The sequence below is a fragment of the Natrinema salifodinae genome, assembly GCF_900110455.1.
GTDB lineage: Archaea > Halobacteriota > Halobacteria > Halobacteriales > Natrialbaceae > Natrinema > Natrinema salifodinae.
This window is the reverse complement of the sequence record NZ_FOIS01000001.1, coordinates 1-13,613: the sequence shown is the minus strand read 5'-3', so window position 1 is coordinate 13,613 and position 13,613 is coordinate 1. Positions and strand designations below refer to the sequence as shown.

At 64.8% G+C, this 13,613-nt stretch carries 12 protein-coding genes and 1 pseudogene; 9 read left to right on the top strand and 4 right to left on the bottom strand.

Annotated elements, in window-relative coordinates; all coding sequences use genetic code 11:
• Positions 1 to 123 precede the first annotated feature (123 nt).
• The 5 genes and pseudogenes from proC (at position 124) to BMY29_RS00045 (ending at position 4,835) form a co-directional block, all read left to right on the top strand.
• Positions 124 to 915 (top strand): pyrroline-5-carboxylate reductase, encoded by a 792-nt coding sequence (gene proC, locus BMY29_RS00065; RefSeq protein WP_074854586.1) that lies wholly within the window; start codon positions 124 to 126, stop codon positions 913 to 915.
• A complete protein-coding gene (gene proB, locus BMY29_RS00060) occupies positions 908 to 1,741 on the top strand; it encodes a glutamate 5-kinase (protein WP_049991685.1) in 834 nt (277 codons plus the stop codon). Before proC ends, proB begins: the two co-directional genes overlap by 8 nt.
• On the top strand, positions 1,734 to 3,071 hold the full coding sequence (locus tag BMY29_RS00055) for a glutamate-5-semialdehyde dehydrogenase (protein WP_049991686.1): 1,338 nt from the start codon (positions 1,734 to 1,736) through the stop codon (positions 3,069 to 3,071). The genes proB and BMY29_RS00055 overlap by 8 nt, the downstream gene beginning before the upstream one ends.
• A 218-nt stretch (positions 3,072 to 3,289) precedes the next feature.
• Positions 3,290 to 3,679 carry an IS200/IS605 family transposase gene (gene tnpA / locus BMY29_RS00050; RefSeq protein WP_049991694.1) on the top strand — a complete coding sequence of 130 codons (390 nt, stop codon included), beginning with the start codon at positions 3,290 to 3,292 and terminating at the stop codon, positions 3,677 to 3,679.
• Between the two features lie 2 nt (positions 3,680 to 3,681).
• Positions 3,682 to 4,835: pseudogene (locus tag BMY29_RS00045) on the top strand (RNA-guided endonuclease TnpB family protein).
• Positions 4,836 to 4,848: 13 nt separating this feature from the next.
• Here the strand turns inward: BMY29_RS00045 and mch are convergent.
• Both mch and BMY29_RS00035 read right to left on the bottom strand, forming a co-directional pair.
• Positions 4,849 to 5,781 (bottom strand): methenyltetrahydromethanopterin cyclohydrolase, encoded by a 933-nt coding sequence (gene mch / locus BMY29_RS00040; protein WP_049991687.1) that lies wholly within the window; start codon positions 5,779 to 5,781, stop codon positions 4,849 to 4,851.
• Positions 5,782 to 5,882: 101 nt separating this feature from the next.
• On the bottom strand, positions 5,883 to 6,092 hold the full coding sequence (locus BMY29_RS00035) for a heavy-metal-associated domain-containing protein (RefSeq protein WP_049991688.1): 210 nt from the start codon (positions 6,090 to 6,092) through the stop codon (positions 5,883 to 5,885).
• Positions 6,093 to 6,353: 261 nt separating this feature from the next.
• Here BMY29_RS00035 and BMY29_RS00030 point away from each other — a divergent pair, with 261 nt between their 5' ends.
• The 3 genes from BMY29_RS00030 (at position 6,354) to BMY29_RS00020 (ending at position 10,991) form a co-directional block, all read left to right on the top strand.
• The gene (locus BMY29_RS00030) at positions 6,354 to 7,550 is read left to right on the top strand and encodes an MFS transporter (protein WP_049991689.1); all 1,197 of its coding nucleotides are present in this window, start codon (positions 6,354 to 6,356) and stop codon (positions 7,548 to 7,550) included.
• 213 nt (positions 7,551 to 7,763) lie between these two features.
• The gene (locus BMY29_RS00025) at positions 7,764 to 8,828 is read left to right on the top strand and encodes a TAXI family TRAP transporter solute-binding subunit (RefSeq protein ID WP_049991695.1); all 1,065 of its coding nucleotides are present in this window, start codon (positions 7,764 to 7,766) and stop codon (positions 8,826 to 8,828) included.
• A 159-nt stretch (positions 8,829 to 8,987) separates the two neighbouring features.
• Positions 8,988 to 10,991, top strand: a complete 2,004-nt coding sequence (locus tag BMY29_RS00020) for a TRAP transporter permease (protein ID WP_206539066.1) — start codon at positions 8,988 to 8,990, stop codon at positions 10,989 to 10,991.
• A 235-nt stretch (positions 10,992 to 11,226) separates the two neighbouring features.
• Here BMY29_RS00020 and BMY29_RS00015 read toward each other — a convergent pair whose 3' ends face one another.
• Together BMY29_RS00015 and BMY29_RS00010 are read right to left on the bottom strand one after the other, a co-directional pair.
• Entirely contained in the window at positions 11,227 to 11,541 is a 315-nt protein-coding gene (locus tag BMY29_RS00015; protein WP_049991690.1) for an MTH1187 family thiamine-binding protein, read from the bottom strand.
• A 192-nt stretch (positions 11,542 to 11,733) separates the two neighbouring features.
• Positions 11,734 to 12,087, bottom strand: coding sequence for a HalOD1 output domain-containing protein (locus BMY29_RS00010; RefSeq protein WP_049991691.1), 354 nt, complete (start codon positions 12,085 to 12,087; stop codon positions 11,734 to 11,736).
• Positions 12,088 to 12,558: 471 nt separating this feature from the next.
• Here BMY29_RS00010 and BMY29_RS00005 point away from each other — a divergent pair, with 471 nt between their 5' ends.
• Entirely contained in the window at positions 12,559 to 13,002 is a 444-nt protein-coding gene (locus BMY29_RS00005) for a DUF4112 domain-containing protein (RefSeq protein WP_049991692.1), read from the top strand.
• Positions 13,003 to 13,613 lie beyond the last annotated feature (611 nt).

Sequence of the window (13,613 nt, the reverse complement as noted above, 5' to 3'; positions counted from 1 at the left end):
CCGCGAGACGTGCTCGCCTTCGACTCGTAGCCCGCCGAACCGACGGGTCGATCCGTCCCGATCGACGTCGGCTGTGCGAAACCAAAGTTGTATGTCCGTGTCGGTTCCTCAGAGTGAGACAAGATGGTACAGACGAGCGTCATCGGTTGCGGAAACATGGGGAGTGCCCTGGTGAAGGGCCTCCGGCGGGCCGGGAATCACACGGTGACCGCGTGCGATCTCGATCCCGAAGCACTCGACGCGGTCGCCGACTACGCCGACCGGACCACGTCCGACATCGCGGAGGCGGCCGACGCCGACGTAGTGATCGTCGCGGTCAAACCGGACATCGTCGGCGTGGTACTGAACGACCTCGAGCTCTCGCCGGATCAGACCCTTCTCTCTATCGCCGCGGGCGTCCCGACCGACTTCGTCGAAGCGCGGACCGACGCGAACGTCGTTCGAATCATGCCCAATCTGGCGGCCGAGACGGGGGACATGGCGGCGGCCGTCACCGGCGACGACGTCACCGACGACGTGCGGGCGCTGCTCGGCGACGTCGGCGAGTTCGTCGAGATCGACGAGACGAAGATGGACATCGCGACCGCCGTCAACGGGAGCGGTCCGGCTTTCGTCTTCTATCTCCTCCAGGCGATGAAGGAGTCGGGCGTCGACAGCGGGCTCGACCCCGAGGCTGCCGAGACGCTGGCCGCCCAGACGTTCAAGGGAGCCGCCGAGACCGTCCTCCGGTCGGACCGGACCGTCGACGAGCTGATCGATGCAGTCTGCTCGCCGAACGGGACGACCATCGAAGGGATGGAAGTCCTCTGGGACAGCGACGTCCAGACGTCGGTCGCCGAGGCGGTGACGGCGGCCGAAGAGCGCTCCGCCGAACTGGCAAGCGAGTTCAACGACGGTGACGAGACCGATGAGTAAGGGCATCGAATCGTCGGCCGTCTCGGAGGCGCGACAGCTGGCGGCCGACGCCGACCGCGTCGTCGTCAAGGCGGGGACCAACTCCCTGACGGACGAGGACTCGAACCTCGACGACGAGAAACTCGACAAGCTCGTCGACGACATCCACGACCTCTTAAAGCGGGACAGGCAGGTCATCCTGATCTCCTCGGGCGCGATCGGCGCCGGGATGGGACGGATCGACCAGGCGAGCGAGACGGTCGAGGAGTCCCAGGCGCTGTCGACCGTCGGGCAGAGCCACCTCATGCACCGCTACACCGAGAGCTTCGCGCGGTACGACCGGAAGGTGGCCCAGTTGCTGGTGACCCAACACGACCTCGAGAACCCCGAGCGGTTTACGAACTTCCGCAACACCGTCGAGACGCTGCTGGACTGGGGCGTCGTCCCGATCATCAACGAGAACGACGCCGTCGCGACCGAGGAGATCCGGATCGGCGACAACGACATGCTCTCGGCGGCGACGACCATGGGCGTCGACGCCGACCTGCAGGTCACGCTGACCGACGTCGCCGGCGTCTACACCGGCAACCCGAAGGAAAACGGGGACGCCGAGCGCATCGAAGCGGTCGGCGAGAACTACGATACGGTCCAGGAGATCGTCTCTGAGAGCGCCTCGGACGGCTTCGGCGGCATCCAGACGAAGGTCGAGGGCGCACGCGACGTCAGCGAGCACGGCATTCCGGCCGTGATCGCGAAGTCGACCGAGCCCGACATCCTCGAGAAGATCGCTACTGCCAAGCCTGTGGGGACCGTATTCGTTCCCATCAACGGAGGGAGCGATGACTGAAACTGACACCGATATCGAGCGAGACGTCGATGAGGCACAGACCGCGGCCTTAGAGCTCGCGAAACGCTCCGACGAGGAGCGGAGTGCGGCGCTCCGCGAGATCGCCGACGCGATCGAAGCTCGAGCCGACGAGATCCTCGAAGCCAACGAGAAGGACGTCGCCGAGGGCGAGAAGCTGCTCGAGCAAGGCGAGTACACGCAGGCGCTGGTCGACCGGCTGAAGCTCTCGGAGTCGAAGATCGAGAGCATCGCCGAGATGGTCCGCAGCGTCGCCGATCAGGACGACCCGCTCGGCAAGACCCTCTCGGCACGAGAACTCGACGAGGACCTCGAACTCTACAAGGTCGCCGTCCCGATCGGCGTCGTCGGTGCGGTCTTCGAGTCCCGGCCCGACGCGCTCGTCCAGATCGCCGCGCTCGGCCTCAAGTCCGGAAACGCGGTGATCCTCAAGGGCGGCAGCGAGGCGCTGCACTCCAACCGGATCCTCTTCGAGATTATCGAGGACGCAACGGCCGACGTGCCCGACGGCTGGGCCCAGCACGTCGAGGCCCGCGAGGACGTCGACCGGCTGCTGGAGATGGACGATTCGATCGACCTCCTCATGCCCCGCGGGAGCTCCGAGTTCGTGAGCTACATTCAGGACAACACGAGCATCCCCGTCCTCGGCCACACGGAGGGCGTCTGTCACGTCTACGTCGACGACCAGGCGGACCGCTCGATGGCCGAGGAGATCGCCTACGACGCGAAGGTTCAGTACCCGGCGGTCTGTAACGCCGTCGAGACGCTGCTGGTCCACGAGGCAGTCGCCGAGGAGTTCCTGCCGGCGATCGCGGACCGCTACGAGACGGCCGACGTCGAGATGCGCGGCGACGAGCGCACTCGCGAGATCGTCGACGTCGAGGCGGCGACCGACGCCGACTGGGACACCGAGTACGGCGATCTCATCGTCTCGATCAGGGTCGTCGACTCGCTCGAGGCGGCGATCGATCACGTCACCACCCACGGCTCGAAGCACACGGAGTCGATCGTGACCGAGGACGCCGACCGCGCGAGCACTTTCATGCGTAGCATCGACTCGGCGAGCGTCTTCCACAACGCCTCGACGCGCTTCGCCGACGGCTACCGGTTCGGGCTCGGCGCCGAGGTCGGCATCAGCACGGGCAAGATCCACGCTCGCGGTCCCGTCGGCCTCGAAGGGCTGACGACCTACAAGTACCACCTCGAGGGCGACGGCCACCTCGTCGCCACCTACGCCGGCGAGGACGCGGCGCCGTTCGTCCACGAGGACTTCGACGGCGAGTGGTCGCCTGGCCGGCTCTCCGACGAGTAGTCGCGTCTCTCTCCACTTCTTTCTCCTCTCGACGTCGCTACAGCAGAACGGGAATCGTTGCCGGTCGCCGGGACGTTACAGCGGTTGCGAGGCGAAACCCCCTCTAGGGGTAGGAGTGGGATGAAGCCGACAACTGGAAATCTATTCACGCTCGTAGCCACGGCTGGGATTGGATGCTTGCGTAACCTCTTTAGATGAATAGTTTCTATATGTTGACTATTCCTCGTGGGTTCGACAGGGAACGTACCTCCATTCACAAACTCCAGTACCACTTCATCTGGTGTCCGAAGTACCGCAAGTCGGTACTGGAAGGCGAGGTACGCGACCGCCTCGAAGAACTCATCGAGGAGAAAGCCGACGAACTCGGCTTGGAGATACTGGAGTTGGCGATTCGCCCCGACCACGTTCACTTGTTCATCACGGGCGACCCGACGCTCGCCCCGAACAAGATACTGCAACAGGTCAAAGGCTACTCGTCTCGCTACCTCCGCGACGAGTTCGACTTCGGCTTGCTCTCGCTGTGGACGCGCTCGTATTTCGTTTCCAACGCGGGCGACGTGTCCAGCGAGGTTATCGAGGAGTACATCGACGCGCAAGCGGGTGAGTAGTCATGCAACGGAACGTCTCGACCACGGTGCGGGTCAAACTCCACTCGCTGACCAACAGGAAGGCCGACCTGCTCGCCCGTGAATACGAGGCGTTTCAGACCGAGGTTCACGGCGGAGACGCCGACCTGTACTCAGCGACCAAACAGCAGGCGTCGAAGGTACAACGCCAGAAAGACCCGAATCCCGACACCGACCAGCCCGTCGTCCTCCGCAACGACGTGTTCGACGTGTCTCACGACGAGGGCACGGTGCTGTCGTCGTGGTGGGTGAAAGTCCCCGTCTACGACCCCGAACGCGGACGGGGAAACTCCATCTGGTGTCCCGCCCACGTCCCGAACAAGGACGAACAACTCGTCCGCGAGGGCGATATTCGGGACAGCGAACTAGTGGGCCGAGACGGTGACTGGTACGTCCATCTCGTCGTTAAACGGTCTGTGACCATTCAAGACGAGTATGACGACGTGCTGGCTATCGACATGGGCGCACGGTGGGTCGCCACCTGCGCGTTCCTCTCCGACCGCAAAACACGGTTCTACGGCGAGGAAGTTCGCCGTATCCGCGAACACTACAAACAGTTGCGAAAGTCCATCGGGAAGGCGAAACCCCGGCAGGGCCAGCAGGTCGTGGAGCGAATCGGTGACGCGGAAGCGCGGAAGGTGGACGACCTCCTCCACAAGATTGCCCGCCAAATCGTGGAGGACGCCGAGGAGCGGAACGCGGTCGTTGTTGTGGGCGACCTCGGCGGGATTCGCAAGGACAACGACAAGGGGCGGTACGTCAACGACAAGACGCACAAGATGCCGTTCGCCCGCCTTTTGAACTACATCGAATACAAGGCACACGACGCAGGCATCAACATGCGGTTGGTCGAAGAATACGATACGTCGAAGACGTGCAACCGCTGTGCCTGCGAGGGCGTCCGAGAGACGCAGGGACGCTTCGAGTGCCCGGAATGCGGGTTGGACGACAACGCGGACAAAAACGGCGCGTTGAACATCGGCAAACGAGCCTTGGGCAAGTTCTCGAAACCGCTGTCCGAGGCGGGGGCCGTACTGGCACGGCCCGAAACGCAGGTCATCGTCCCACGCGACGACGAACCTGCGAACCTCTCCGTATCCGTGGGTTCAACCCCCAGTGGGGAACCCCACGGCTTTAGTCGTGGGAGGATGTCAGAGTCCGAAGGACTCGACGAGCAGTTCCTCGTTCGTCTCGCCGTGGACGTAGGTCGGCCCCCCGAGCACGTCGATCGTTACCGTTGCGGGCGCGAACAGGTCCGACGGCACTTCGTCGAACTCCCAGTCTAAGTCGTCGAAGACCGCGCCGAACGGACGGCCGTGGTCCTCGGCGGCCGTCGACGGTACCGAGTCGAAGATATCGGCGTCCTCGCGGACGGTGATGTGGGCCCGCCCGCCGTAGGCGATCGCATCGGTCGTGCGCGCGATGGCCGTCTGCTCGTCGTCCGCGACGGGCGCGACCGGCGCGCGGCCGGTCACGGAGACGATGTCGAGCGGATCGTAGCCGAGTTCCGAGAGCCGGAAGGTTGCGAGTTCGGCGGCGCGGGCGGCGTTCGTCACGCTTCCGACGAGGCTCGCGGTCGGGTAGGCGAGCAGGAAGACGCTGCTGGGCTCGACCTCGGCCATGTCGGCGACCTGCTGGGCCGCGGCCTCGGTCGGCTCCTCGTCCGTCTCGACGGCTAAGGCCGTCAGGTCGAAGGCGTCGGTGTAGCCGATCTGTCGGAATTCCGCTTCCTCGGCGACGAGGGCGCGGGCGGGCCCGCTGCCCAGGCCCTCGAAGTCCTCGGTGGTCAGCTCCCAGCCCGCCTTCTGGGAACACAGCAGCGAGAGCGCCGGCTGGTCGGTCGAGAGCTCGACGTAGGGGATCGACGCGTCGCCCAGTTCGCCGAGTTCGTAACTCGGCGTCGCCATCCCCGCGGTCTGGATCTCGGTGAGCAACAGGCCCGCCTCGACACCGCCGTCGAACTCGAGCCCAAAGTCGAGCACCGTCGCGTCGTTCGCCAGGTCGTAGCCCCCGACGTTCAACTCCTCGGCGTAATCGAGGGCCTCGTCGACCAGCTCGATCGCCATCCGATTGAGACTTTCCATGGTCGGGCTTCAGCCTCCGGGGTAAAACCGTTTGTCCGTTGGCGTCCGACCTGCGTCCGACGGACACCGTTGGGTCCGATCCGACCCGACCCGCTCCTTTCTCAGGCCTCGACGGTATAGCCCGCGTCCTCGATCGTCCCCGCCAGGCTTGCCCGATCGATCCGCGACTCGTCGTGTTCGACGCGTACTTCGTCGGCCTCGCGGTCGGCTCGCGCCGACGCGACCCCGTCGAGGGCTTCGAGGGCCTCGGTCACGGTCTGCTCGCACTCAGTACGGGACATGTCGGTGACGGCGAGCGTCGTCTGTTCCATATCCGCGTTTCGGCCTTCCGGCGGGGAGAATCTTCTGCCCGTGCCTGCAACGGGGCGAGGATACGCCGATCCAACCGATCGCGGCGACGTCTCGGCCGGCCCCGAATCGTGTCACTATTCTTACCACCTCTTCGCCGCTGTCGAAATTCCTATCCAAGAGACACGACCCAGGAATGGACGAGAACCCGTGGCCGAAATCGATGCGCGAGTCGTCGTCCGAACGGTACCGACGAGTCGTCGACCGGAAGCGGTGATCGATCGATGAGCAGCGTCTTCGAGTCCGGAATCCGGGTGCGCGGCTGGAAGGGATACACCGCGCTCATCCTCCTCTGGCAGCTCACTGCGAGCGCCTGTTTCTACTCGGTCTACGCGGTAACGCCGTTCGTCCGCGAGGAGTTCGGCGTCTCGGCGACGCTCGTCGGCGTGATGATGACGGCGCTGACGCTCGGGTATACCGTCTTCCTGCTCCCGATCGGCTCGTTCATCGACGAGTACGGCGAGGACCGCGCGCTGGTCGGCGGCCTGGTCGGCCTCGGCCTCGGCGCGGTCGGCGTCACGGTCGCGCCGACGTATCTGGTCTTGCTCGCGTCAGTGTTCGTCGTCGGCGCGTTCTACGCGACGGCGATGCCGGGGACCAACAAGGCGGTGTTCAACGCGGTCCCGGACGAGCGGCTCAACACGTCGATGGGAATCAAGCAGGTCGGCGTGACCGCGGGCAGCGGGATCAGCTCGGTTCTGGTGCCCTGGTTCGGCGCGACGCGGTTCGGCTGGAAGGTCGCGTTCCTGCTGGCCGCGGGCGTCGCCGCCGCGACTAGCATCGTCTTCTGGGCGAGCTACGACGCCGGGGGCCGCGGCAGCGACGGGGGCCGGGACGGCATCCGGGCGCGCCTGGCCGAACCGTCGTACCTCCTGTTGATCGCCGCCGGGTTCGCCCTCGGTGCGGGGCTGTTCACGACGGTCGGCTACACGATCCTCTACGTCGACGAGGCCGTCGGCGCGAGCGTCGTCGTCGCCGGCGTTACGCTCGCGGCCGCCCAGGTCGCCGGCAGCGCGGGCCGCCTCGCCTTCGGCTGGCTCGCCGATCGCCTCTCGGCGCCGCTGACCGTCTCGACGCTTCGCATCCTCTGTCTGCAGGCGGCCGCATCCGTCGTGCTCTTCCTCGCGGTTCCGTTCGCCGGGTCGGCGCTGACTGGCCTGGTCCTGTTCTCGCTACTAGGGTTCTTCATCCTCGGGTTCACCGGCGTCTACTACTCCTGTATCGGATCGATCGTCCCGTCCGAAGAGATGGGAAGCGCGACCGCCGGGGCTCAGATCGCGCTCAACTGTGGTGCCCTGATCGCCCCGCCGACGTTCGGATTTCTCGTCGACGTGACGGGGTACGACGCCGGGTGGACGATGCTCGCCGCGATGGCGTTTCTCGGATTCGTCTTTCTTGTTGTTCTGCTCAGACGAACATAATATCGTTTTGTTCGGCCTGAGGAAACAGCCGTATTGGTCATTTCTCGACCGTATCAGACACGGTATCTAGATGCTGATCAACAACTGTCACACCATCTGTATTAAAATAATCATCCTAGATTAAATATCACCAAATTAAACAGCACGATTAGTGATGATCCATCACGGACAATCCAACATCCTTAAACCATGCCAATGCAAGCGTGGGATTACATGGCAAAACAAACTCGGGCAACGCGGCGTGATGTGCTCAAAGCGACCGGTGCGGCCGGCGCGATCGGCCTGGCCGGCTGTCTCGGTAGCGGCGACCGGACCACCGTGACGATCGGCGCGACCTCACAGAACAGTTCGAGCCAGCAGGCCGCCCAGGCCCTGGCTCGCGCGGCGAGTGAACACAGCGACTCGGTGCAGGTCGATCCGCAGGTCACGGGCGGCTGGACCGCGAATCTCCACGAGTTCGACGGCGGCAACATCCCCGGGATGGCCGTCGACAACAACTCGCTGTCGAAGGCGATGAACGAGGAAGCCCCCTTCGACGAGGACCCGGTCGACGAGCTCCCGATGCAGGGATTCGTCTTCACGCGCCTCGAGATGTATTGGGTCGCGACCGAGGACTCGGGCATCGAATCGACCGCCGACATCGTCGACGGCGACCACACGATCTACCCGATTCAGCCCGGGTTCGGGACCCGCCTACTGACCGAAGAGGTCATCAACCGCGCCGGTATGTGGGAGTCCCTCGACGAGTCAGACAACATCTACGAGGGCGACACCACCGACGTGGCCGGCGCCGTTGAGGAGGGCCGCGTCGACGCATTATGTATCTACGGCGCCAACGGTGTCGACCTCTCCTCCTGGGTCGAGGAGGTCGACGCTCGCGCCGAGCTCCAAGCCATCCCGATCCACGACGAGTTCGAGCAAGCGATCGACGACACGCCGGGCGCGCTGAAGACGGAGTTCGAGCCCTACGGCTGGAATCAGGACGTCACCGGAATCACGGACACGGTGACCAGCTGGGCGCTCGCCGCGCAGTGGGCGTTCGGACCGGAGATTCCGGCGGACGCGACCTACGAGATCGCCCGGCTCGCACACGAGCACCACGAGGCGCTCCGCGAGTCCGACCCGACGACGCTCGACCACTCCGACGCCGAGTCGATGACCGAGGCCGTCGTGGAGGACCTCGAGGTCCACCCCGGCGTCGCGGACTTCTTCGAAGAGAAGGGCGTCTGGGACGACGCCTGGACTCGCGGCGAAGCTGAAGGCAGCGACGAAGAGTAAGTACGACGACCGAGTTCCCTCGCGATTTCATTATCGATATGCACTCAATCCACCCATCGATCGCTCGTCAGGTACGCGGATCGGTAGCGGGAGGTGACGCCGATGGCAGCTGAATCGCCCGAGATCGGCCAGGACGCCGAGCCCACCGACTCCGGTCCGATGCACCGGTCGTTCGAGAGCCTGTTGACCGTCGGTTCGCTCGTCTTCTGGGCGATCGTCGCCCTCTACGCGTACGACGAACTGGCGCTGCTCGGCGGCGCGTCCCGCGCCAAGTACGGGGTCGCGTTCCTCGGGGGCATCCTGCTCCTGTACATCGTCAACGAGTTCGTAACCGTCTTCGAGGCCGAGAACCCGTTCGCGGCACCCGATCGGCGGTCGGCCGCGATGCAATACCTCTCCAGCGTTCTGCTGGTCGCCTCGGGGCTCGTCGTCCTCGCCACGACGGTGTATATGTTCACGCACTTCGACGCGATGTACGTCGGAAGACGCGGCACGGCGACCGGCTTCCAGCTCGTGCTCGGCGCCGTGTTCACGCTGACGATGATCTATCTCACCTGGCGGTCGTTCGGCGTGACCTTCCTCGTCGTGTTGCTCGCCGGCATCGGCTACGGGCTGTTCGGCGAGTCCATCCCCGGCATCCTCGGCCACGGCGGCATCACCCCCGAACGGATGCTCCGGGTGCTCGTCCTCGAGATCGAGGGCTTCTTCGGCTCGCTCAACCGGCTCGTGGCCGCCTGGATCGCGCTGTTCCTGCTGTACGCGGGCCTGCTCAAGGCCTACGGGGCCTTCGACCTGATCCTGCGTATCGCGGTCCGGTCCGCGAAGTACGTCTCCTCCGGCGTCGCCCAGACCGCGGTGCTCGCGAGCGCCGTCATCGGCTCGGTCAACGGGAGTCAGACCGCCAACGCGGGCATGACCGGCTCCTTCACGATTCCGATGATGAAGGAGAACGGCATCAAGCCCTCGACTGCGGGCGGGATCGAGGCGGTCGCCTCGACCTCCGGTCAGGTGCTGCCGCCCGTGATGGGCGCGGCCGCGTTCATCATGGCCAACCTCGTCGACGTCCCCGGTATCAGCTACGTCGACATCGTGATCGCCGGGCTCATCCCTGCCGTTATCCTCGTCGTCTCGATCACGGTGGCCGTCCACTACGTGGCGGCGCCCCAGATCGACGATCCGACGATGGACGGCTTCTTCGAGGAGGAGAAACCGGCCGGCGAGTTCGTCTACGACGGCATCAAGTTCCTCATTCCGCTTGCCGTCCTCATCTACGTACTCGGCGTGCTCGGCTACACCGTCGGCACCGCCGCGCTGTGGACCTCGGCGTCGATGATCGCCACCGGTGTACTGTTCCCTCTCGCCAAGGCCGCCTACGAGGGACGGGACCTGGTCGCTGAGCTACTCGATGTTGGGAAGCGCACCGTCGACGGAGCCCGCGAGGGCGTCGTCGTCCTCGCGCCGGTCGCGATCATCCTCGCGGCGATCAACGGCGTCGTCGACATCCTGATGACCACCGGCGTCCCGACGTCGATCTCGCTCGCGATGATGAACCTCTCCGGCGGGATCCTGATCGTCGCGGCCGTCCTCTCAATGGCCATCTGCATCCTGCTCGGCCTGGGCATGCCCACCACGGCGGCGTACACCGTCGTGGCGCTGCTGGTCGCGCCGTCGCTGACCGGTCAGTTCGGCCTGCCCGACCTCTCCGCACACTTCTTCGTGTTCTATGCGGCGATCCTTGCGGGCCTGACCCCGCCGATCGCCACCTGCGCCGCGGTCGCCTGCGGGATTGCCGACGCAGACTTCTGGGAGACGTGCAAGGAAGCGCTGAAGATCTCCGCGCCGCTGTACGTGCTTCCCTTCGCGTTCATCTACCACCCGGAGCTCGTCTCCGGGACGTTCGGCATCACGTCGCTCACCGCGGGCGGCCTGGCCCTGATCGGCGCGCTGGTGATCATCCACGGGATCAACTTCCGGTTCCCCCTCAGTCGATCCACCACCGCCGGCACGCGGGTCGGCTTCTTCGCGCTCGGCGTCGTGGCGATGGTCCACCCCGACCTGCTGATCCAAGGCGGCGCGCTGGTCGCCACCGCCGGCCTGCACGCGATCCAGTCCACGATCAGTCCGGACGCCGACGCACCGGACACGCAGGTTCCCGGTCAGTAATCAGGAATCGAAGACCCGTCGCGAGGCCGTTCGGATCTCCGGAACGGCCATCGAACCGAGAACCGATTCGAAACCCGGTCACGCCGCTGTGACCGATCGCGACTGGACAACCGCACGTGCGGTCGCTCTTCGTTACGGTCGGTTCGAGAACTAGCTATCTTCGGTCCGTCTGGTCACGCGCCTGGCGATCCCACCGACGAGCCGACGGGAACGACGACTAGGACGCGTCTCGCGCTCAGTCTTCGCGGTTCGTCGCCGGGCGGCCGAGCTGTTCTTCGACGGCGTCAACCTTCTCCTGTGCGGAGACGTCGCGCGTTCGCTTGTCGTCGATCTTCAGGACGGTGCTCACTCGGTCGGCGTCGACGGCCTCGTGGGCCGCCTGGGCGGCTGCGAACAGTTCGTCGGCCGACTCGGCCTCGATCACAGTCCCCATCGGATTCGTCTCGTAGGTAACGTCGTACTCCTCGAGGGCGTCGACGGCCTTCGCGATCTCGCCCGCCATGCTGTCCTCGATCACCGGTGCGACGCTCAGTAGTGCGATTACCGTCATACCCGGTACCGACGACTGCCAGGGGTGTAAATATGTGCCATGCGTGGGTCGTTCGGCCGGACGTCGACAGATGCCGGTCCTATCGACCGCTTGGAACGGCGACGACGCGATCTATCGGTGTCGCTGTACGCGCTGACGCGCGGCTCACACGTCGGCGGCGATGCAGGGGAGAACAGCGACCGCCGTCAGTCCTCAGTTCGTCGTCGGAGTGCGGGGCGTCTCCGCGGGCGGGTAGATGATGATGTCGCCGTTCGCGTAGACGTACACCTCGTGTTCCAGGGCGGTAAAGGCGATGTGACCGCCCGTCCGGTCGGCACCGTCCGCTTTGGGACTGAAGATGCGATCGAGTGCATCCGGATCGACGCTATCGTACAGGGAGAACTCGCCCTGCGAGACGTCGGTGTCCGCGATCGACGCGAGTGCGTGTACGATCGTCGTCGTGAGAGCCGCCGTCCCGTCGCTGTCGTGGTGGAAGACGTAGCGGTCGTTGGTCTGGTCGTACTGGGGGTCGGTCGTGCCGTCGGCGGGTGTGAGATCCGTCTGCATTGCTATCGTTGATCGGTCAATCGTGTATTAGCCCGTAGTTACTCGCGGTATAAAAGCCACTCGTCGCCGACAACAGTAGTCGAATGTGAAATACATCGAAAACGGAACCCCGTTCGGTAACCGTCGGCCGCGACGGACATCCACACTCGATTTCGACGAAGGGGGACCAGGCGGAAACGCGACGGGAAGGATCCGCTCGTCCGCGGAAACTCGTCGTCGACCCGACCCGCGGACGGTGGGACCGCCGTCATCGCACGGAGTCGGTTCGTCTCGAACGCGCCGATCAGCCACACCGCGCTCACAGTAGTTCGCGATGAATCGGTGGCGCGATGACGATCGGCAGGATCGAACTGCGCGCACGCATCGATTAACCTTCTCGCGATGGCTCGGACCGAGCGTCCGATATGGATGTCCCGACCGCTTGCCACGGCCGCCCCCGGGCTTATCCGCGCAGGCATCCGATCGTATCGTATGGCTACCGGCGCAGCCGACAACGTCAGTTCGGCGCTCGAAGAGTTCGAGGGCGACCTTCCCAGTACGGTCGACGAAGCGGCGCTCGAACGAATGCGCGTCTCCGCGCGCATCCTCGACGAAGGGATGCGAGTTCCCGGCACGAACTTCCGATTCGGACTCGATCCGATCGTCGGCATCCTCCCGGGGGTCGGCGACAGCGCAGCGTCGATCGTTTCGCTGTACATCGTCGCCGAGTCCGCCCGAATGGGCGTCTCTCAGTCGACGCTCCTTCGCATGCTCGCGAACGTCGCCGTCGACACCATCGGCGGCTCCGTCCCGATCATCGGCGTCCTCTTCGACGCCTTCTGGAAGTCGAACAAGTGGAACGTCATGCTGGCACTCGAGGACCTCGCTGACGGCGGCCAGGCGGAGCGCGAACCGAAGACCGTCTCCATAGACTAACGTTCGACTCCGAGACGAGGCCCGATTTCGGTCATTCGAGACGCTCGATCGGCTCGTCAGCCGGCGCTCGGGCGCCGAGAGCGTTCCGGGTGATCATTTTCGGACCAACACGCACGGGTCGCACGTGTGCGGCCGCGAACGATAGTCCGGTATTCGCACACGTCAGACTTGGGCCAGCGCACGAATCGAACTGTAAGAAACTGTTACCCCGATTTAGACGGCTTATCGAGCACTTTCGGAGAGCGATACAAACCGTCTATGAGATCCGCGATCGCTCCTCGCCGGCCAGGCGGTGACGCGGACAGCCACGACTAAATCGCGTATTACCTACGCTGCGACCGCCGTTCTCGCCGCGGCGCTTCCCGTCTATGGCTGCGCTTCGCTGGTGGCGAGGGGAAGCGACGGTATCGTATGGTGCACCGGTTGAAGCCGATCTCGTTTCAGGCGAGTGGTGCGCAACTCCGCTTCTCTTGCCCACGGACGACGCGCTACGAGGCGCTCCCGGGAAAATTCAGGACGTTTTTCGATAAACGAACTCCTCGCTCCGCTCGTCGTCGGTAGGTATCGAAAAATGCGCTGGCTGGGATTTGAACCCAGGTTGTGACCATGGC